Genomic DNA, 21,705 nt, shown 5'->3' with positions numbered 1-21,705 from the left:
ATTTAACGGTTTAGTTTTTGTTCCAAGTGGTACAGCCCCAGTATGGTGTAAAGGGTATCCGAGAAAAAGCCTTTGTTTCCATTCTTTTCCGGTGTTTCCTCAACAGGAATTTTTATATCGTCGAGATTTATTTTTTCTTGATGGGCAACATAGTATGCCATCAACAGTCCCATCACATCCTGGGAAAACCGCTCCATTCCTTCTATGCTAAGCGGCTCTTGGAGTTCCGTCTCGCCTTTGTAGAACAAAAAGAGATTCAGGATGTGAAGACGGCTGTGGTTAACGCCATATTTTGCCCAGAAAGTCTGGATTTTTATTTTAGGATCGTAATCCTCTTCGGTTATTTCTTTGGCATTATGCAGTAAAGGGATATATCTAGTGTCCACAGGCAACCTCCTTTCCTTTCGCTGGAGTTACCCGATGTTGCTTCTCAGGTTGATTCGCTATAAATCGCAAATTTGCTTTGGTTAGGGACAGTCCTCCCCCACCCTTGTAAAAATTGTTCATTTTTTAAGGTTTTAAGGGTGTGGTCCAGAGCTTTTTGCTATTCGTATTCTTCGCTATTTCTCCTTTGTGGCTAAACCTAGCTTAGGCCACACACAGTTAGTAAATTTTAGGAAATAGATGCGAACATTACGGTTTTCGAAATTGGTTTTATGATTCGGTTTTGCGCTGTCGCACCTGTGGAAAAGCCAAATTGGCTGCACGCAAACCTAGTCAGGTGGCGAGATCAAGTTTTTGTAAAGTTTTTTCCTTCCGGTTTTCATTGCTCGTTATTAATAACGAGTCTTGTTGGCTAGCAGCTTCTTTTGATACATGTGGGCCTGCAAACCGTCGTCACAATAAAGTTTCTCACGCCTTACACGACACGGGATTACAGCAGGGCCCACATCTACCTGATATGCAAATATAGCATAAAAGTATAGACATGGGTGTTTAATCTGCTGCCTTGCGTCGTGGCGTGAGAATTGTGACGGCAAGACTCTTAGTTTTAAACACCTAATTGACCCTTGGGTCAATTTCCAATACAAACATACAGAAAACAAATTACAAAAAAAGAACAAAATGTCACTTTTTGTAATTTGATTACGATTCAACTTTGGGTAATGAGTAATATCGACAGAAAATTCATTACACAAAATATCCTTAACCTTATTGACTTTAGTGGGGTTGCTGATATAGATTTTGCTAATCTAATAGAGAAGTCAGCTAGAACTATCGTTCGAATACGAAAAGGAGAAGCACTATTCACTATCGAAGATATTAATATCGCGACAGAATTCTTTAATAAGCCATTGACCGAATTGAACACTAAAAATATTCAATTTGAAGATAACTTTCGTAATAATCTTAAGGCGACACACAAATCTCACACATCATTTTACACAGTACTAGACAAACGCCCAGCTATCACGTATGCAATAACTTATTACTTATTGAAGAATGAAGAGTTTTGTACATCTGGGCTAACCGTTGACAAAATTAATCAGTTTTTCAATTCATTTGGTTGGGATTACTCAAGTTCATATGTATCAAGTGCAATGAATAGAAATAAGAAATTAATAGATATTGTTGGCACAAAGATCATCGACGGCAATGAAGTAAATATTTATAAAGCGAAACCACAAAAATAATGTTTGGTACAAATTGATGGCAATAATCTACTCTCACTGTATTCCAACAACCCATTTTTTGTATTTATAGTAGGCGAACTTCAGTTATAAAGCTTTGTGTTTAAACCTATTGAAAAATTTCCGTTCAACCACAACTACAAGAAAATTACTATGTGCAGCCATATTGTCACTCTTGGCCAAAACAACGGCTGGAATATTATAGGACTAGAGGCTGTTGATTCAAACCGTCCAAATTTATCGTAGGAACACTTACAACGTCCCCATACTCTTTCTTGACTGACAGCTTCGCAAATTTTGGTATATTTAAAGCAAACTAGATAACCCCTAAGATGGACAAAGAAACAGCTAAAAAACACATTATATTTTTGGAGGAAAATATAATGCAACTTTCAAAAGGGAATACATACACTTATCGGAATAGTAAAAATAAAAGGAATATTAAGGAAGCTGAAGATAAACTTGAACGGGCAATCGAATTAGCGAAACGATATTTTGATAGCAATACCGATCTATATGATTTCTTGGCAAGGATATGGAACACTTCGATAGATTATATCGACTATTTCGAAATTGACCATATAGAAAACGATACAAAATATTTAATTGGAAAGCTTAAAGAAGTTGAGTAAGAAAGTAATTTTAACCCCTCGCGTTTCAAATCGCGCTTTCTAAGATTTCCAATAGGAAAGCTAGGGCAGATTTTGTTTTGGAGGAATGGGGTGAGAATTCGCGGGTGGTCTATGGGAGGAAGGCAGCGGATAGAAACGGGCAATCTCAATCTAATATAAAGTAATGCTTAAAAACGCGACTTAGCTGCAACATTTGCGGGACCTAAAAGAAAAACTTAATCTCGGAAAAATGTCCGTGCTCGTGGATCTGGATTTAGTAAAAATGCTAGCCGTAAATTCCCAAACTGGGCAGAACGCTTATGGAAAACCATTTTACAAGAGTATTATTAATTAAACTACTATGTACATGCCAAAAATCAACACATTAGAGGATATTACCGACATCCTTGCTTTTATTGATCGATTTAGCTTCGGTATATTAATTAGTATTAACCAAAACCGGGTGATCGGTACGCATATCCCCATTCTTTCAAATAAGGATCCCAATAAATTGAAGCTTCACACGCATATTGCGCTTGCTAATAACCAGTGGAAAGAAATTAAGGGGCAGGAAGTTCTTGTAATTTTCACAGAACCTCACGCATATATTTCTCCTACCAACTATTTAAAAGAGGAAAGTGTGCCAACGTGGAATTATATGGCTGTCCATATTTATGGTAATGTATCGATACTGCACGAAGCTAATCAGATCTCGGACGTCATGCAACGGACTATGATCAAGTATGAACCCGAGTATTATGAAAAGTGGTTGAAACTACCTGATGATTTTAAGGACAGAATGTTAAAGGGTATTGTCACTTTTGAGATAGATGTCACGGAAATACAGGCCAAGGCTAAGCTTAGTCAAAACAAAACCCAAAAGGAGATAGATAATATTATTGAAGACCTAAAGGATAGCCAAATCCCAAGCTATTCACTTTTAGCAGGGTATATGGACCGCTATTCAAAGAAATAATGGAGCAAAATCAATAAATGAATATTCCGACAAAAGTACACCAGAGTTAGTGACCAATAACCGGCAACTTATCTCAATTCCTTTTCAAACTCTTAACAACATTTTTCCAGATCCTTTATAAAATAGTTTGATCATCCGTGATGACATCAGCATCGGCCAATGTGCCGGGCCTCAGTTTGATTGCGGAATCTTGATGAGTACGATGAATTTCTACCCGCGATAAGAATATACTGTCCCTGACAGGTATATCACTAATACTTGCAATCTTCATAATTTGCTGGGGTTACGATAATTTCCGTATTATTTAGCGGATACAGACAGCCATAGGGAATACGAGAATTCACTGAAGCATACCTTTGCCGAGGTTGGGATTGGTTTATCAAGTCCTAGGACGACGCAAATCATTGAAGAGAAAAAATTGGCGCACCTGGATGAGGTTCCGATAATGGAAAGTAAGTTTTCAAGAACGGTTGTACTTGAGTATCCCTCTGGAGTCAGAATAGCTGTGGATTCAATGGATATTACCCTCATCGCTAAATTAGTAAAGCTAGCTTAATAAATAATTTCACTGTCACTACCCTTCTTGCTCGCTCCGCTGAGCACAAAGGGTAGTGACATAAAATAAAAAATAGTCTGAGAATATCATATATCGGACACAGCTGCGTATAGTTCTTCAGAAAGTTTGAAACGTGCTATATAAATAGTAAGAAACTCTGGTATTCTGGTATAATGCAAATTATACAAAGTATTTTTCACATCTAAAATATTGATTTATTTTTCCGCTGTTATAGCTACAGATTTTCTAGGATATCGCTTCCACCTCTTTTTTTATTCATACGTATTATTTCTAAAGGTTATCTATTTTCGGATTCAAATATTTTATATCTGTCACATCGATATATAAATTTTCTTGAAACCCCATGGCTGCGATCTCTATTTTGATCATTTCTTTATGAAAGCCTACTACTTTCCAGTATAAATCATGATTATCTATTCCTTTACGATCAAAAAAGAGTTCATCCCCTATCTTAATATCGTTAATGTTGTATTTCATAAATAAGTATTAGTGTAATGCGAAAAAAGAATTTGTTCATCTAACATACATCGGGCCATCTAGTTAAGGTTAACTTCCATTAAACTGTAATTAAAGAGTTAGAGAGTAACTTTCATTAAATTCATAGGCGTCAAAATCTGCGTTATCAAAGAAGCTGTAGACATTATCATCTTCAGCATGGTAAACTGTGCCCTCAACAAAATCGTCAAAAATTATCGAGGAAAATGGATGAAAATTTTTAATCAAGTAATTTTCTACAATATATGTGTTCAGCTCGGAGAAAACGGTATTGATTTCATCAATTTTAATTGGAAAGTGTCTGTGGCTGTAGCGATCAAAATATGGGAGTTCGTACAGCTTATCATGTACAGATCCCCAAATTACCGACTCCTCATTTGTTTTTGGTTTCGCCTTTGAAAAAGCAATCAAAATCTGTAAAATATTTATAGTGTTTTGATGTCGGTAGTTTAAATGCGTCAGGCCGAAGCAAAAAGAAGACTCGTAAGGAGCTTCGAAATTACCAATATTAGGCATCTCATCTACATATTCCCGTTCCAAAGCTGAGTAAAAAACCTTCTCGAGCTCTGATGCATCTAAAGGAATCTCAGATTCAATAATCTTTTCAAACAATTCATCTTCGGGAGAAATGAACATAGTTTTATTAGGAGCCCAAACTTCTTGTATGAGAGGAGCACCATAAAGATATGGGGAAGATAGAAAACGGTAATGTGAAAAATGGTGTGTTCTAACCAAATAGTAATTGTAGTATCTGCTCACACTGATCTCTTGAACTGAACTACCGTCCTCAAGAGCTTGATGCTCCAGATCATGACGTGTTAGTATAAATGCTTCGCCTTTCCAGTCGAGAAGAAAATCATTCTGGGAGTAATTATTGCTAGTAGAATCTTCATTATTGAACTTATTGATGAGTTTTCGGCTGAACCAATTGGTATATTTAGGTTGAAGTAAAATTTGTCGATCAATTAAATTTCCCCAATCTTCAAATAAAATAGTCCCATTAGTCTTAATCATAGCAACTGGGCAATTTTCTAGTCCAATAAAATCAATAATCTGATCCACGGAAAGTCTATAAAAAAATTCCATCTGACTCATAAGCACTAGCAATTGCATACCATCTTTGCTTTTTAACAGATCTTCATAATATTTGAGAAGAAACAAGTGTAGTTTGTCCACTACAATATCTTCCCAATGACTACTTCTATTTTCCAAGGAGAACCGAGATAAATCTGTCTTACCTCCACGATCCTTAATCAAATTTAATATAACGCGCGGAACGACGAAGTGCTCATCTGTAAAAAAATGCCCACCTCTTGAAGAAAAATATTGCTTTGGTAGTTTTCCATCAATTTCTCTTGGAGAAAGCGCTCCCGAAACAAGAATTCCGTCTAAAAAAATCTGATAAGTCATTTGGGAAAAGGCACTCCTTCCTAAGTTCCAATCTTCGGGAAGCTGATTATTTCTAGAATTACGCCATTTAAAACTAAACTGAAGACGTTTTTCCTGCCTTCTCTTTCCAGAATCCTTTATTGTGAAGTCATCGCCCGGCCAACTTCTCCCGCTATTAACTAATCTAATATCGAAATCTAATGGAATTAAATAGGATATATATCCTTCAACATTTTCGATGTTAAGGTCTTTGGAGACATCGATCCGGTGCTCTTTAAAATTTAGTTTAGCATTTTTTATATTCTGAATAGCAAACATATTATCTATTCGTAGGTGAGTATCTATCGCATGCAGGTGGTGCTCGGGAAACGTTTGAGAGATTTCATCGAAGTCTGCCCAAGGACTGACAACGACAGATTTGTTTCCTCTCTCAATAATCTCAATTGGAAAATCAACGGCTCCCGCTATTGCTCTAACATAGTCAGTAACTTGCAGAGGTTTTTCATCATGAAGGTTTTTTAAAATTTTTTTTGCTGAGACATACACCTTCACTGTCGTTCCGACTCGATCGTGGTTTTCGGGGTTACGCATTTCTACACGAAATTGCTGATCGACAAATGGCACTTGAATCTTGATTACCTTACTATCATGCTTTACCAGACGATCCCGGTATGAAATAATTTCTATACGCTCAGCCACCATAAAACAACTCAGAATTCCTACTCCAAACCTAGATATAGGATCCATTTTTAAACCAAGCTTTTGAAATTCTTCACTACGATAATAACTCCTACCTGCAACGCTTAAATAATTTTCGATCACATAACGATCCATACCAATACCATCATCAGTTACGGAGACTAGCGTTTGATCATCATCTAATTCTTCAACACAAATCTTTACTCTACTCATTAAACCTTGTCGATACCCCATGCGCGTCGAAAGCAATTCGGTGCGAAATTTCATTGCATCTACCGAATTTTGGATCAATTCGCGGATAAAAACATACTTGTCTCCTTGATAAATTTCATCGCTAAGAATTTCAAACATCCTTGAACGATCAAATTGAAATCTTATATTAATAGGATCAAAACCCTTTGGAATTATATTCCATTTTAAATCATAAATGTGTAGATTGTATTTCTCCAAGTGCATTTCATCAAGCAATTCAAGCCCCTCCTTTAGCTGGTGAGCACAGAAGGATTTTAGATCTAGAAGCGCAGCAAATACTTCATGATCGGTTGTTTGACCATCAACCAAAATATTCCGCCCGTTTTGAGAAGGGACGGTACTCATAGAATTTATTGCCCTATGCTTAGCCCATTCCATTACGGAACGCACGTCTTTTGGCGCAGTATATTTGTAGATACTATAGGGAGTACGCTCATTTGTGATATCAAAGAGGTCAATTAATCGCACATAGATAGCGATTGCTCTTAAATTTATAACCTCTCCCCTAATACTGTAGTTATATGGATAGATGATAAGATTTCTAAGCTCTTCGAAATCCAACCAGTGCCCTTCGCAAGCTCGTGCCAAAGCTTCACCAATGCCATTATCAATATTTTTAAAATATTTAATACACCTTCTTGCACTACGTTCGGCATGTGTTTTTCGAACGTATTCCTGCCATCCAAAATTGCTCAGGTTTTCACGTAGTTGGTTCTGATCGATTAAATGCTGTTCAAATTTATTCTGTTCATTTTCTAACAATGCGAAGTCATCGCTATGTGATGAACCAGACAAAATCACTTCTTTCTCCTTATCTGACACTGCCATCCCCCAGTCATGTCCATACAGCGACAGTGCCAAGATGAACAATTCTGTCGCATTAAGGTTTTTAATAACTATCTCACCTAGTAAACATTCAGCTAGCTCAAATAAACGACGTAAATGAAGTGGTTCGTCATGCGGAGTATACTCTGGAAACAGGGCCACAATAAAACGTGTTTCGTGAGCAACAAGGCGACTAAAAGATTCAAAAAGACTTAAAAATTCAGATTGTCTTTCGTTGTTCTGGGTTTTCTTTTTAAGTTCCGACAGGATAAGTTCTCCTGGTATTGATGGGTGAATTGTCTTAGCCATGAAATTTTAATTGTTTGCAAGCCGCTCTCAAATCTCTTTTATCTACACCTTTTAAATGTTCGAATCGAGACACGTTTATGGGATAAACATAATGATATAATTTATTTGTTCAAAATGTAATAATAATTTGAATTTTTACTCGGTTCCTGAATAATTGTGTCAATCATTTCTAAATATTGATTTTGATTTACCATGTATCGCTCGTTATAAGCTTGGTCTAAAATGTTCTCAAATTGAGTGGATAAGCGATAGTCCTCTGGAATAATAGTACCACTATGGCACGCTATATTTGTTCCTCCTTTAGTATAAGAATAATAGTGATCCGAGCTTGTCACGTCTTCATGGGGAGGGATAGAAACATGAGCTCTCAGATATGGTATTAAACCTAGTTTATACTTCAAAATGCCCGACCTAATATTCAAATCTTCATAATCGATTGGATGAAAATTGAAAAATCGATTAAAGATAGTGACATCTAATAAATCGTTGTATTCTTTAATAGAAAGCGTAAGTGGCTCGACATAAAATGCATATTGCGCGGGTGGATTGTGTAAATTTTTGAGAATATTATGTTGAAAATCGTTAGCGTGCTTTGCTTTATTTCGTTTTTTCAGGACGAGACAACCTGCCTTTGCTCTATGAGGCACGATTTCTATCATATTCTCTCCACTCTGATCGACTTTAATAGGCAGCAATATCCGATTATCTTCAAATTCCAATATCTTATTCAATGGGTACTTTCTCAAATCCACAGTAATCAATAAGTCTAAGCTAATATGAAAAAATCGCGAAATACTTATAAGTAATTCCAAAGGAGGCTCAGAACCCGCCTTTATTCTTTCGTAAGCAGCATATCGATCACGACTGATCCAATTGCAGCTCCCATTTTTTCTTGTGATAGACCTTTCTGATCCCTCAAATATTTTAGATTTTTTGCTAATAACGACATTTTAGTAAAATTTATACCAACAAATACAAAAGTATTTGTTAAAATATTTCACATTTTTACACTAACAATTTTAGTAAAAATAGAATAAGAAATAGCTTATAGACCCTGATACGTTTATCGTATCATAAGAGACTTGTTAATGCACAACTTAACGGAATACCTTTGATTATATAGACGATGCTGATTGCGGTATCGTTTTCTACTCTAATTATGTAGCCCTAACATTTGGAGTTCAATCCACTTTTAATTATTTAAGATGATAATCCTATTAATAATAATAAATGTAAGCAGAAAGCACTTTGTTTTCTTCTTACATTTATTAAATTAGCGTATCCTGTTATTACTTATTATAAAAAACAAACTTAAAAGTGGATAGTATTTTGGACAAAACTCCAACAGAAGCCTTAGAGATCACATTGCGTCCCTCAGATGACTTCGACAGCAGATATGATAATAATCCTGACAATGAGCTAAAATCTTCTGAATTAAGAAAATTTCTAAGCTCGAGCGAGCTATTATGCTTTTTCCAGAAACAAAAGCCCGATGCTCAAAAGAACCGTCCAAGACACAAAATAATTATCCCACTTGGAAAGGAGACTGCAATAGAGATCGGTGTTTCATTGCGATCCGACAAGCTCGACGTGTTCACAGAACTTCACTCTTATCAGATAAGTAAGATAAAAGAAACTAAGTTTTTTGTTGAACCTTCTAAAAACACCATAAAAAAACTATGTACTTTCAAATTTGCTTCGAACTCTGAAAATGCGGGTACCAATTCCAATGGCTTCAAGTTTCTTTTTCAAGAAATAGAATCAAATGAGGTTCCGATGCTTGACATAAATAAGCAAATAGACATGCAGATATGGAAAAACTATGTAAATGCATTAAAAAAGCTTGTAAAGGATAAAGAGCAAGTCTGGAAAATTGATAATATTACAGCCCCATATATGGAGTCCAGAGAAGGCGAAAGCGAGAGGGCTACCTATGTAGATATCTTTATTAATGAAAAAGATCTGATAGAAAAGCTTGAAAAGGGAATCTTCAGCTTATTTAGGAAAAGTGAAATCGAGGATCATGGTATAGGTGAGGAAAAAGCATTTATCGAATTCAAAAATTACAGGGAACTTGCGAGTGAGGAACTTGCGAGCTTGAAAACTCTAGGAGAAGAATTGTTTTATGATTTATCAGCCAAACCTGTCACCCATGCCATTGCTGGTAAGATAGAGCTTACTTATTCAGAAAACACCTCAAAAGAACACATCTACGGGGAACTAATGAGGAAGCTTCAGAATGAGTACCAGCTGGAATGCCCTATATTAGCAGACGGAATGGTAGAGATAACAGATAGAGATCTTCCGCACCTCCAAAAACTGATAACTGAATACTATAAGCAGTCTATTTTCATAGAAAAGGTAAACGACGTACTCCTATCTGTTACCTTCCCAACAAGCAAAGATCCTTCTGAAACTTCCCAGAATCTAATGGAGAAACTCATTGAACTGTCGCTCGATCGCGCAAAAGTTTCCTACACTAAAGAAGGAGAATATCTCGTGGAGGTAAGCGCGCACATAGACAAACAGATTTTTGCCTCCGACAACATGGTATTGGTACGATCTATTTCAAGGTTCAAAGTACCGAATGGCGCAAATGCCATACCTCTGAATGGTTTCACCCTAATCGATGGTATTTACCATATCCAAAATACAAGTCGTCAAATTGTAGAAAGCGGATTAAAGACTATTCAGAACCAGTTCCCTGGGAAAAATATTCGCAGGCTTCCTACCCAGTATTTTTTCAAGCAAGATACATCTACAGATATTACGACTCTACGTAATTTCAAGACTTTTACAGATCAAAAGGAAAAAACCGAATTTATAATAAGCCAATCGGCCGTAAAAGTTTCAGCAGATTCAGCAGATGATTTCAGCAGCCAGATCTTGCGGATTAAAAAACTATTTCCATCTGTTTCCATAGAGGAAAAGGAATATAAGCCAGCCTATATTTTGAGATTTAAGATGGATCTCGAAGATAAGCGAGAAAAAACACTCCATGCTGTGGTCAATTCCGTGAGAAAATCTATTGGAACCGCAGTCCATTTTGATTTTATAAAAAAGCATACTACTGCATTATTTTCTTACCAATTTCTAACTCCCGAAGACAGGGATAACTTCAAGGAAGCTATCAACCAAGCTTGCTCAGAATATGCAGAAATCCTGAATGTCTCATTTGATAACAGTCTTGGCCGGAGTACATATGAGCTTATTAAGAACGAAACCCTTGAAATAGAAAAGGAAAAGGAAGTCAGGCGAAATATAAGCCAAGCGACCTTCATATATTTGACACCTGCCCAGAGAGAGCAATTAAATGAACAGATCAAGAAGTACGGTGCTGAAGCCTTTTTTAAGGAAGGAGTAACTATAGGAAGACTAGTAAGAAAGGAAAAAAACAAGCTCCGCTTCAAAATAACAGATACCTTTGACGAGATGATAAATGGACGCGAGAAAGACAGGATCAGCCTCGAAGAAATTCGCAAAGGTTTTATTAAGCCTATTTTTCCCGGAGAAATGACGAATGTCGGCCGAATGATAAAGGCTATGAAAAAAGTTACGGAACCGAGCAGTAAAAATGGCTTTCCAGTCAATCCAAATCTTTCTAATTTTCTATTCGATCCCAATGAGGCTCGTCAGTCGCTTTCAGATCTCGATGAAGAAAAAGAAAAAGTCGCTGCAAATCTAAATGAACCTTTCCTAAGTACTCAACCCAAACAATTAGAGGCAGTTGCTAAAACGCTGCTTGCACGCGATCTTTCGCTAATCCAAGGCCCTCCTGGAACAGGTAAGACAACTGTTATTGCAGAGATAATCTGGCAAACGCTCATCCGGGAAAACGGATCAAAACTTCTCATTACCTCGCAGACCAACCTTGCAGTAGACAATGCTCTCGAACGCATCAAAGGTAAAAAACTGGTACGTCCATTGAGAATAGGAAATATCGAAAAATTTGAAGACGAGGGGAAAGTATATTCGAATGAACGAATAAGAAACTGGTCTCAAGCTAACAGTGGTTCCAATGAAGAAAAAAGAAATAGTGACAATGCGGTCTGCTCATGGATTGATACGATAATCTCAAACTGTACTGATGAATCAAAGTATGCCGATGTAGTCTCAAAATGGAAAATAGGACTTGAGAGCAAGAGCGCTTCAATTAAAAAGACTTTTACAGATGCCTATCTCAAACATGTCAATGTATTTGCAGCCACATGCAGCGAATGCGGAAGCAAGAATTTCGGAGAGGCATATCAAGCTACTTTTCATAGAAACTCTGATAAGCTTAATGATCCAGTTTTTGACCTAGTTATTATGGATGAGGCTAGTAAAGCAACACCGCCGGAACTCGTCATGCCGCTAATTTTAGGCAAAAAGGTAGTAATTATTGGAGACCATAAGCAGCTTCCTCCAATGATCGACGAAAAAGAATTTGGCGAAGCACTAGAAGCCGTCGGTGCCAAGAAGCTAATTGAAGATTGGACTAAGGAAGACTACAAGGTCTCGCAATTCGAGAAGCTCTTTAAAAATGCACCAAAGAATTTCGTGACCAGTCTTGACACACAATTTAGGATGCACGAGCAGATAATGAACTGCATAAGTCAATTTTATACAGATCAGCAGGAACTAGAAAATGGTCTACTATGTGGCATCAAAGGAACAATGGACATTCCTGACTTCTCAGTAAAATCAAGTAGATGGCATGGTTTAAGCCAAATCCCGTTTATCGAACCCAAGCACCACGCTATCTGGGTAAACGTAGAATCCCCAGAAGAAAAAATAGGCACCTCCTACGAGAATATGGGTGAGATCGAAGCGATCAAACTGGTTCTAAAAGCGCTCAAAACCTCCGAAGGTTTCGATGAATATACACTACATGCTGCAAAAGACGAAGAAAAAGAGATTGGAATTATAACTTACTACATGCCACAGATGACCGCAATTAGAAAAGCCTTATATCCAACACTTTCAAGAAACGAATGGCGTAATTTTGAACAATATAAACTTAGAAACGAATACAATATTCCATTGAGGATAAATACCGTTGATAGGTTCCAAGGGATGGAAAGAAACATCATCATAATATCCACTGTACGAAGCAACAAGCAGTACAAAATAGAAAAAGGGAAAAAGATACCAATAGATAATAACAAGTATCCATTCGCCCTAGGTTTCGCCCGAGAGCTCCAACGAATAAATGTAGGCTTTTCAAGAGCCAAACGTCTCCTTATAGTCATTGGAAACGAAAAACATTTCGCGCACAAGTCTGAATATGAACAAGCAATACAAAAAATGCACAGAATTGATATTTCACAACTAAACAGTCTTGTTAAAAAATGAGAAAGCGATTATCGAAAATAGTTAGGGATCTTCAAACAAATATCGGACTGTTAGGAGAATTCCTTATTGCAAATGGGTACGATTTTAATGAGGATCCCAATGAAGATTATCCAAGCGATGTTGTCGAATTCATTGAGGAAAACTATCCCGCTTTCCTTGCCAGAAAGAATGGCCAGCGGAGGGCTTATAAAACCGACCACAAGCCCCAAGAATCTGCCAACCGAGAGGTACCTCTAGAATTACGCATAATTGAGGCAGCAGGAAAAGAAAAAAAACTAATCGAGCGTATTATCGGATTTACCGATATGGACTGGCCATATACTGTCGCAAAGTATTCAGGCACATGCTCCCAGCCTATAGAATTTAGTCTTTTTGACGAAGTCATCTGCGACCTCCTTCTATTACAGAACATGCCCACTGATCAAATCGGAGAAATCTTAGGTCTAGATACCATAAAAGATCCAGCTGAAAGAGATATTCTCGACAAAGCATTGCATGAGCTTGAGAATGACAAAATAGTTGAAGGTGATGGTCACAAAATATGGCTCACAGAACTAGGAAAAGAATATGTCAACAATGGTGTAAAGTTTTCAACTTTTACAAGGAACTTTGATTTATACATTGATAATTTAGGACCCAACCACGCTAAGACCAAAGAAATTTTCAGAAATTTAAAAAGCGAAAAGAACCTGACACATGACAAGGAATTACTGCCAAAAACCATTGAAGAAGTCAAGCCTCTAGCGGAAGTTCAGGCACCTGAAATCCATTTCCCTCAAAAAAGCTTCTTACTTCAGTCCTCCCGTTTGACCGGCGCACAGGGATTTAAGGCAAAAGTCTGGATAGTACTTCTTGAAAATTTTCGAGATAATACTATGCGTGCAATCGTTTATGATGAGAAACAGGACAAGATTATCGATACCCTCTCCGAAGTATTGGATCGCAATGAAAAAATAAAAGCGGAACTTTTAGAAAAGATTGTTGATTTAGGTGAATATGCTGAGTTTACACAAGAAACTAAACAACAAGAACAGATAGATGCTGAAGAGAAGTTGATACATAAGCAGGTGGAGATTGACCTAGCGACAGATAACCATGATGCTGCTAAACTCAAAGAGATAGCAAAGGAAATCGAATCCATCAGAAGTCACTTCTATTCCCTGGAATTCGAGATAGAACTGAAAAGGCTTTTCGATACTACGTCTGACAGCATAATGATACAGAGTCCATGGGTTCGCGACTTCGCTTTCAAAAAAAGAATACCGTTTATCAGAGAATACTTAAAAAAGGGTGGCCGAGTTTATATTTCCTATTCTGCCAATGAAAGTTTTAATGGGGATAAAATGGTTCAGGATGAATCTATGAAACTTCTACTTGACCTAGACAAAAATCTCAATTTTTATTATTGCGAGCTACCAGCATTTCATTACAAAAATGTCTGGCTAGTACGTGAGGACAAAAAAAACATCTATTATTCAGGAAGCTACAATATCCTTTCATTTTTTGTAAGTCAAAATATGAAAAAAATCAGACAGGAAAAAATGACAAGAATGGAATGGGACAGCGAGTTGGAAAAACAATATTCCGATGTATTTAAGAAATTTGGCCTAAAGTATATCAATGCAGCAATTGACGACTTCAATTTACTCTGCACTAATCCTCCCGAAGTAATCACCAGAGAATATCTTCAAAAGCTCCGCCAAGTGGAAAACACCAAACTAATCCCGTTCAGAGATATCGGTGAACCAGAGTTTAACAGAGTTCTTAAAGAACTAGACCAAACCAAATCCGATAATCTTACCTACTATCGCAAAGTTTTTTTTGAGTCCGAAATACAAAGATATAGATCCGAAGTCAAACAGCTAGTAAAAAAATCTGTTGATCCAGAAAAAAAGAAATCGTTGCAAAAAGAGTTTTCAAACTTAAGAGACGAATTTATAGATTTTCTTGACATCCAAATGGGAGCTGCCAATCAGTTAACTAATGAAATAAATAGTATTAAAACATTTGTACAAAAGGTTAATCATACCCCGAGAGTAGCAAAGCGTTAGAATAAAAGGTGGACTTGACTAGATCTCGGCCGATTCTTAATTTCAAATCTTGAGCTTTTACAGATGAGTTCAAATTAAAAATCTTATCACTTAGACCGTAATGATAAGCCCTTATGACTTGTTATAAAAATGGATACTAAATTAGTGTATATACATTGAACAAAATTCCATAATCGCTCGTTGTAAAATTGGGTTTTTAGATACACTTTAAAATTTAGACTAAGGTACAAAGCCTGCTTTTGCGAGCAGGCTTACTGATTTATTAACAAACTAACGATTCATTATCTTTCTCAAAACCCTCAAAAACGCCAATAAAAGTTCAAAAGTACTCCCATCCATGCGGTTGGAGAGCAACATCCAACAACTAGGGCTGATTGCCGGCGGCCGACCTGCTGAACGGATCTGCCAAATAGTGTCGATGCCTGCCAGTGACACTAATACTATGGTTGGTTAAAAACGAAGCTTTTTTAACTTCGGAGGGTGTCACCGCAGTTGGGGTGGACGACTGGGCCTATAAAAAACGGGATAGCTACGGCAGTATACTTGTCAATCTTAATACAGGGAAAGCTATCGATCTGCTACCCGACCGTGAGGAAGAAACGTTGCGTAAATGGCTTGAAAAGCGTCCGAAAATTGAAGTGATGAGCCGGGATAGATACAGTAATTATCAGAAGGCCATTACCAGCGGTGCACCGCTGGCATCTACTTAAAAACCTAAGTGAAGCAGTGCAGAAAGTACTGGTTAGACAATATAATAAAGTCAACGCCATAATAGCTGAAAAGCGATTTCAGGCCGAACCCAAGAAACCGGTCTGCGGGCAGGATATTCCAGCTAAAAGCGCAACTCAGGACGGAATCCGCTTGAAACGGTTCAAACAAGTTAAAGAACTGCAGGGAAAAGGATATTCCATGCGTGCGATGGCGCGGAGATCACAGAGCCGCATCAATCCACTGGAAAGATTTTCTCCCTATATCAAAAAGCGCATGGAGGAAGAGCCTGATATACTCCTGACCACACAATGGGATGGCTTAAAATCCCGTGGATATGGTGGCGCCCTGCTTAAAGATAGTTTACGCAAGCAGCAATACAGCCCTTTGCAAAAGGTAGGCTCGCCATCACACTATCAAACGCTGCAAGACCGCGATACGGATGAACTGATACTCGAAAAACTTACATCGGACTATAATCTTAGCAATCTCGTTTGTACCGATTCAGCAAAAGATCAACTAATTAACTTTTTGGAAGAACATCGTCATAGTGATCTCTTATCGAAATATCAACTACCGATATCCAACAAGCTTCTGCTTCATGGTCCATCGGGTTGTGGCAAGACCTTAGCATCATACGTAATTGCGGGAGAACTGCAAAAGATGATGATTGTGGTTAATTTAGGCGCTATCGTTTCATCTAAATTGGGTGAGACCAGTAAGAACCTTGCGAAGATTTTCCGCAAAGCGGCGCAGGAGGACTGCATTATTTTTATCGACGAGTTTGACTCACTGGGCAAAGTGCGTGACTACAGCCAAGATCATGGCGAGATGAAGCGGGTAGTAAATACCATCCTGCAACTCTTCGACTATCTACCGCAAAGCAGCATGGTGATCTGCGCAACGAATCAAAAGGATATGTTGGACGACGCATTGCTACGTCGATTTGATTTAGCCATCTCCTTGGAGTTGCCCGACCAACAACAGATACAGGAATTGATCCAGTTGGTACTGAAAGAGGGAAAATTTACGTTTGACCGCAAAGTATCCATGAAAAAGTTAATTGAGCATGCGCAGGGCCTCTCCTACTACAGTATACAGAAGACACTGATCAACGCTGTAAAGCGCAGCCTCTTTGCGATGAAAGATACACGGGCGCTGAAGCCCAAGATCAATACACAAGTATGGCAAGATCTGTTGATACAGGAAAAAGAAGCCTTAGCGATTGAATAAGCCAAGGTTTCTTTCATTATGCTTGGTTAGTGAAGTAGCTGGTTCTTGATGAACATATTATTGGTTATCTTTTATAATCTAGATTGTAAATTAAAACAGGCGCTTCCTTTATCAGAAAGCGCCTGTTCTATATATTATTTTATGGCTAAAAAACTATTTCAGTTTTTCGACCTGTTCAACGGTGAGTCCCAAACCTTTAGCTATATCTTCCACCGGAACGCCCATCTTTTTAAAATTTAATGCAGATTCCAGTTTATCAGCCTCGGCTTTGGCACGCTCTTCACGTAATAGCTTTGCCGTTTTGGCACGTTCTTCCAAACGTCCTTGTTCTATTGCCTGTTTTTTTACTACTTCTATAACACCCATATCGATTGTACCTCCTGACAATTGTATAATCTGTTCATCAAATATACGATTAATTTCTGCATCATTAATATACAAAAAATTTTTGAGAAAAATAAGAAAATTCTTGATACGGTCATGGTCGTAGTCATGACGCAACAATGTCTTGGCGATAGTTAGCCTATTTTCACCTAATTCTTCATCCGGTATCTTTCCCTCGAGTAATGCTTTTTGGCATGCCACCGCAATAAAAGCAAAGATATTGTCCATAGCTAACAATTCTTTCTCGCTGTGGTCGAAGATATGGTAGGTACGATACCTGAAATGGACGGAGGTATCCAATACCACATCGATGTATTCGGAAGGTTTGGGTTGGTTATGACTTCCCGTATACACTGCGATAGTGGCCACGGAAATACGATATCGATCTCTGATTCTATAATTATATTGGTAAATACGCTCTGCAAATTTAGCATCATCGCCACCCTCGATCTCCGCATTGAGCAGGATATATTTTTCTGTACCGTCTTTTAGAAACACCTTTGCCAAGAGGTCGGCTACTCGCTTGCCTTTCTTCCGCTCTCTGTCCGGCACTATCGCCAGCAGCTCTTTGTCCATGAACTGTATGCTTTTGGAAAAGTCAAATATATCGTCGGCATCCGGATAGAGAAACCGCAGGAAATCAGCAAAGTTCTCTTCGAACGCTCCTTTGAGCAATTCATCGTTTTGCTTCGGTGGTATCGAACGCTTTTTAACAGTCATAATAGATAGGGTAGCATGTTATAATTGTTATTGATTCAAATATAACGTTTTACAATCAAAAAAGCGAACATTTTCGTAAGCAAAGTAAGTGCAAAACGTCACCATGCAGCTGTTATTCTAGTGCTAAATAACGGCCTTTATCTCATCCACGAAAGCTCTATCAATATCGAAAATATTGGAATCATCCTTCCGGCAGCGCTGAAGCTTCTCCATAACATCATCTCCCCTAAGGTTTCTCCGCATGTTCCGATCCAGCTCTGGATCAATCTCTATCTGTAGTGCTTCTAGATCGACAGATCGCATCTGCGAAACATGTATATAGACACTTTCATTCAATGGAAGAAATCCTTTCTTTCTTAAACTGGGCCGCAGGCTGCCATCATCCAAAACAGGAACGTCGATACCTATCTTCATTATCGCATAATCCCATCGATCGGTAAAGGCGTAGATCACGGCCGTTAAATCTTCCTGCGACTTCGCTTGCTGTGGAAAGCCGGCCGCATGCCGCTTCTTGGTAATCTCTGCTAGTTCCAGTCCCCGCTTTTGGATGGCTTATCTGTTTAGCTGCTCCTTCCTAGAGGTATCTTGACTATTTTTGTTGTTTCTGAAAAAATTGAACATCATTGTTTTGTTTATTTTTAATCTTCCCACTCCGCCCTACGTATCTTAAAATTTTTCTGCAGATAGGTCAGTTCATCGGTCAAGTATTTCTCGATATGTCCCCGAATCTCATTGAAATCATAGTCATCGAAAGAATACGTTTGTAGCAGGGTGCTCTCGTCATCTTCGTGTGCACCGAAACGCAAGACCTCGCGACACTCATTATTAAGTGATAGTGCGAATGAATTACTCGATATGGATGTGACAAAAAACAGGTAGCGTGGGTAGTCGAAGATATTGCCGTCAACCTTCGCTTTGGCATCTACCGCAAGGGAGGCAAAAGCTGGAATTTCATCATCGTCGAGAATATAAAAGTGCTCATGTTGATCATGTGTATCTAGTATGATTTCCAGATAGGGCGAAGAAAATGCCGGTTTGATTTCCGTGAAAAGGTGCCGAAGATCTTTTAATATCGTATCATCAAATTTTTTGGCTACATCTTCCTTTCGTTTGGCTTGTTCTTCTTCTTTCTTTCGCTCCTGTTCTTTCTTCTGTTCGATTGCATGTTGCTGTTCTTCACATTTGGCGGTGAAGGCCTGCACTTTTTCTGATAATTTTAGTTTTAAATCATTATGGCTCATAGTATAGGGTTTTTATTGTGTTATAAATTTACGGTTATTATATCTGCTTAAGGAATTCTCGTCTCAGCGTTTCCATTTTGTTAAACTGACTAGTGGAAACTTCTGCAAATTTCCCGGAGACGATATCCAGCAGCATATTTTTCTCTTTTGCGTAGATGGGCAGCCATATGGGTTTTTCAGCAGTGTGTTGCTTATCGGGAACAATTTTATCGAATAATCTGGGAATACATTCCCACTGCAGGATTTCCTCCGCAGAGAGTTCTTCCAGCATTTGGTAACAGTATTGCATAGCGGCGGAATATTGCTCCCGGTTGTTTACGTATAGGTCTCCCCTGCTCCGTACCGTCAGTTTCTCGCCTTCCGTTGTAAGAACAACCGGACGGATGGGGACGCCGCTCAATTGACTTAGTATGGCCATTCCCATGCGTACATCCAAAGGTTTGTTATGTACATGGACCTGTGTCCATCCTCTCTCTCCACTTCCTCCCTCCTCCCCATCGACATAGCAGATAACGTGGTATCCTTTTTTCAACAGTTGCTTTAGCTGTATAAGGGATTTTGAGCCGCTGGACTTTACAAACTGTAGTTCGCTTGCATTCGGTTCCCTCCCGAAACTTCTTTTGAACTGCTGCATATACATGGGATATTGCTCTTCGAACACGTCGTCTTTAAGCAAGATCGCAATACCATATCCTAGCCGAATAAGTGCTCACGCCATGATCGCATAAGGGCCGATATGGAAGCATGCCCATATCCGGGGACCATCCACCTTGGGTAGCTGTTCTTCCAATTGTGGTAGGAAGGTATTGTCGTGTTTGAATGGTTCTTGTCGAAGATAGCGTTGGTGAATGTGTACCAGCCGTAGTATGGATTCGTAGCTATCGACTAATTTCCAGTAGTACAGCATGGAAGCTAGTTTGACACTCTGGTTCCAGAAGATATGGTCATCTTTTGCCGCAGGTGTTGCCGGTAAAGTATTTGATGTACTGTTCATATTTGATTTCAGTTAGTAAAAAGGGTGTCCGGATCACCCTTGATTTGGGATTAACTTGACTTAAATGTAGTAAAAATTACATTTTCGATCGCTGCCGATCAGTAGATCCAGACCTTTTCTCGCATCTAGTATGTTTGTGGCTATTTGAACTACGTGCTGGATTTCATGAATAAATTGTTCCATCTTCAATTTATGTATTTTGGTTTATAAAAAGCGCCTATCGATCCTGGATAGATTGCTGTGTGATCACGCAGCAAATATGCTGCATGTGAATGGAGAATTCCAAAAAAAATGTTGAACAGTAGAAAAACAGCAGTTTCGTCCCGACAAAAAAAGGCTGAACGGAAGAAAAGTGGGGGGTTTGGGCGGAAATTAGTTCAATTTTATAAGGGAGCGGATCGTAATAAACAGCAATTTGATGAACCTATTTATATAGCGTCCGAAGAACGGTAGTATAAAAAGAAACAACGAAAAGTAAAACTACTAAGGTCAACCTTAACAATATTTTTAGCTCAAACTGACATACATTAATTGGACGGATCGATTTTTTCAGACACTATTATTAGTCGATGACTCACTATCATGTAACGAAGAAACTATTAAATTCATCAAAGATTCGGCATCTACATCAAGGCCAGTCAAACCTACCAGTATATAGGGATTCCCGTTGCCGTCTTTTTTAATATACAGCTTTCTTATCGGCTTAAAGACTCCTGATAAATCGGCTTCTTTTGATAGAGTAAATTGCAACGCTCGACGTCTCGCGTTCGGATAGGACAGAGTTACACTCTTAATATCTAGATAGCGGAAGAAATGTGTCCCCCAAAAAAACTTTAACCTAACTCCTTCCGGCAAAATTTTAATTACCCAACTAGAAAATAATCTCGAAATAAGCAGAAATAACGATACGATTGCATATATAATAATCAGTAACAAAATAAAAAATGCCACTCCAATCGGTTTTGAAAGCAAAAGGTAATCTTCAACAAAGTTTATAAATGGAAAATACATGAAGAACCATATAAGTATTATTCGTAATACCAGCGCATTTTTTTCTTTCTTTGAAATACGAATAGTTTTAGTATTTGCTTCCATTTTCGCCTACCAACTAACATTTAAAGTATATTCTCTATTATAAACTCCTCTAATTGCGCTGATCTCATATCTACCCGCTGAATGAACCGCTCGCTGTTTAGCAAATATGATGATGGATATTTGTATATATTATATTTGTTTACTTCCGTTTCAGCATCTTGAAGTTTAATCATCGTCCAAT

19 protein-coding genes are annotated in these 21,705 nt (G+C 38.1%); 8 read left to right on the top strand and 11 right to left on the bottom strand.

Features of this window, described 5'->3' with window-relative positions:
- Nucleotides 1-2: 2 nt before the first annotated feature.
- Both EWE74_RS19650 and EWE74_RS21465 read right to left on the bottom strand, forming a co-directional pair.
- Nucleotides 3-386: a hypothetical protein gene (locus tag EWE74_RS19650; RefSeq protein WP_130143373.1), complete on the bottom strand. Its 384-nt coding sequence runs from the start codon at nt 384-386 to the stop codon at nt 3-5.
- The gene (locus EWE74_RS21465) at nt 376-507 is read right to left on the bottom strand and encodes a hypothetical protein (RefSeq protein WP_262708795.1); all 132 of its coding nucleotides are present in this window, start codon (nt 505-507) and stop codon (nt 376-378) included. The genes EWE74_RS19650 and EWE74_RS21465 overlap by 11 nt, the downstream gene beginning before the upstream one ends.
- Before the next feature lie 599 nt (nt 508-1,106).
- On the opposite strand from EWE74_RS21465, the gene EWE74_RS19645 reads away from it, so the two are divergent.
- The 3 genes from EWE74_RS19645 to EWE74_RS19635 all read left to right on the top strand — a co-directional run bounded on the left by EWE74_RS19645 (nt 1,107) and on the right by EWE74_RS19635 (nt 3,218).
- Complete coding sequence (locus EWE74_RS19645; protein WP_165384777.1) at nt 1,107-1,634, top strand: hypothetical protein; 528 nt, start codon at nt 1,107-1,109, stop codon at nt 1,632-1,634.
- A gap of 329 nt (nt 1,635-1,963) precedes the next feature.
- Nucleotides 1,964-2,263, top strand: a complete 300-nt coding sequence (locus EWE74_RS19640) for a hypothetical protein (protein ID WP_130143371.1) — start codon at nt 1,964-1,966, stop codon at nt 2,261-2,263.
- A gap of 346 nt (nt 2,264-2,609) precedes the next feature.
- Entirely contained in the window at nt 2,610-3,218 is a 609-nt protein-coding gene (locus EWE74_RS19635) for an FMN-binding negative transcriptional regulator (protein WP_165384776.1), read from the top strand.
- 847 nt (nt 3,219-4,065) lie between these two features.
- On the opposite strand, the gene EWE74_RS19630 is transcribed toward EWE74_RS19635, so the two are convergent.
- From EWE74_RS19630 to EWE74_RS19620, 3 genes are all read right to left on the bottom strand, one after another.
- Complete coding sequence (locus EWE74_RS19630) at nt 4,066-4,272, bottom strand: hypothetical protein (RefSeq protein ID WP_130143369.1); 207 nt, start codon at nt 4,270-4,272, stop codon at nt 4,066-4,068.
- Between the two features lie 90 nt (nt 4,273-4,362).
- Nucleotides 4,363-7,764, bottom strand: a complete 3,402-nt coding sequence (locus tag EWE74_RS19625) for an HD domain-containing protein (protein ID WP_130143368.1) — start codon at nt 7,762-7,764, stop codon at nt 4,363-4,365.
- A gap of 101 nt (nt 7,765-7,865) precedes the next feature.
- Nucleotides 7,866-8,510 carry a hypothetical protein gene (locus EWE74_RS19620; protein WP_206365310.1) on the bottom strand — a complete coding sequence of 215 codons (645 nt, stop codon included), beginning with the start codon at nt 8,508-8,510 and terminating at the stop codon, nt 7,866-7,868.
- Nucleotides 8,511-9,081: 571 nt separating this feature from the next.
- Here EWE74_RS19620 and EWE74_RS19615 point away from each other — a divergent pair.
- From EWE74_RS19615 to EWE74_RS19600, 4 genes are all read left to right on the top strand, one after another.
- Nucleotides 9,082-13,098 (top strand): AAA domain-containing protein, encoded by a 4,017-nt coding sequence (locus tag EWE74_RS19615; protein ID WP_130143366.1) that lies wholly within the window; start codon nt 9,082-9,084, stop codon nt 13,096-13,098.
- Nucleotides 13,095-15,149 (top strand): hypothetical protein, encoded by a 2,055-nt coding sequence (locus EWE74_RS19610; protein ID WP_130143365.1) that lies wholly within the window; start codon nt 13,095-13,097, stop codon nt 15,147-15,149. The genes EWE74_RS19615 and EWE74_RS19610 overlap by 4 nt, the downstream gene beginning before the upstream one ends.
- Nucleotides 15,150-15,577: 428 nt before the next feature.
- Nucleotides 15,578-15,859 (top strand): transposase, encoded by a 282-nt coding sequence (locus EWE74_RS19605; protein WP_165384775.1) that lies wholly within the window; start codon nt 15,578-15,580, stop codon nt 15,857-15,859.
- Between the two features lie 16 nt (nt 15,860-15,875).
- Complete coding sequence (locus EWE74_RS19600) at nt 15,876-17,090, top strand: AAA family ATPase (protein WP_206365309.1); 1,215 nt, start codon at nt 15,876-15,878, stop codon at nt 17,088-17,090.
- A gap of 153 nt (nt 17,091-17,243) precedes the next feature.
- On the opposite strand, the gene EWE74_RS19595 is transcribed toward EWE74_RS19600, so the two are convergent.
- The 5 genes from EWE74_RS19595 to EWE74_RS19575 form a co-directional block, all read right to left on the bottom strand.
- Nucleotides 17,244-18,194, bottom strand: a complete 951-nt coding sequence (locus EWE74_RS19595) for an RpnC/YadD family protein (protein ID WP_130143363.1) — start codon at nt 18,192-18,194, stop codon at nt 17,244-17,246.
- A gap of 123 nt (nt 18,195-18,317) precedes the next feature.
- Nucleotides 18,318-18,647 (bottom strand): hypothetical protein, encoded by a 330-nt coding sequence (locus EWE74_RS19590; protein WP_130143362.1) that lies wholly within the window; start codon nt 18,645-18,647, stop codon nt 18,318-18,320.
- 185 nt (nt 18,648-18,832) lie between these two features.
- The gene (locus EWE74_RS19585; RefSeq protein ID WP_130143361.1) at nt 18,833-19,435 is read right to left on the bottom strand and encodes a hypothetical protein; all 603 of its coding nucleotides are present in this window, start codon (nt 19,433-19,435) and stop codon (nt 18,833-18,835) included.
- 37 nt (nt 19,436-19,472) lie between these two features.
- Entirely contained in the window at nt 19,473-20,069 is a 597-nt protein-coding gene (locus EWE74_RS19580) for a hypothetical protein (RefSeq protein WP_130143360.1), read from the bottom strand.
- A 75-nt stretch (nt 20,070-20,144) separates the two neighbouring features.
- Nucleotides 20,145-20,429, bottom strand: a complete 285-nt coding sequence (locus tag EWE74_RS19575) for a hypothetical protein (RefSeq protein WP_130143359.1) — start codon at nt 20,427-20,429, stop codon at nt 20,145-20,147.
- A gap of 291 nt (nt 20,430-20,720) precedes the next feature.
- On the opposite strand from EWE74_RS19575, the gene EWE74_RS21140 reads away from it, so the two are divergent.
- Nucleotides 20,721-20,882: a hypothetical protein gene (locus EWE74_RS21140; RefSeq protein ID WP_165384774.1), complete on the top strand. Its 162-nt coding sequence runs from the start codon at nt 20,721-20,723 to the stop codon at nt 20,880-20,882.
- 96 nt (nt 20,883-20,978) lie between these two features.
- Here the strand turns inward: EWE74_RS21140 and EWE74_RS19570 are convergent, their stop codons facing one another.
- A complete protein-coding gene (locus tag EWE74_RS19570) occupies nt 20,979-21,524 on the bottom strand; it encodes a hypothetical protein (RefSeq protein WP_130143358.1) in 546 nt (181 codons plus the stop codon).
- Nucleotides 21,525-21,705 lie beyond the last annotated feature (181 nt).

Origin of the sequence: Sphingobacterium corticibacterium (assembly GCF_004208525.1) — a bacterium.
In the GTDB taxonomy this organism is placed as follows: Bacteria; Bacteroidota; Bacteroidia; order Sphingobacteriales; family Sphingobacteriaceae; genus Sphingobacterium; species Sphingobacterium corticibacterium.
Note: the sequence above shows the minus strand (reverse complement) of the source record. Positions and strands in the feature narration are given on the sequence as shown.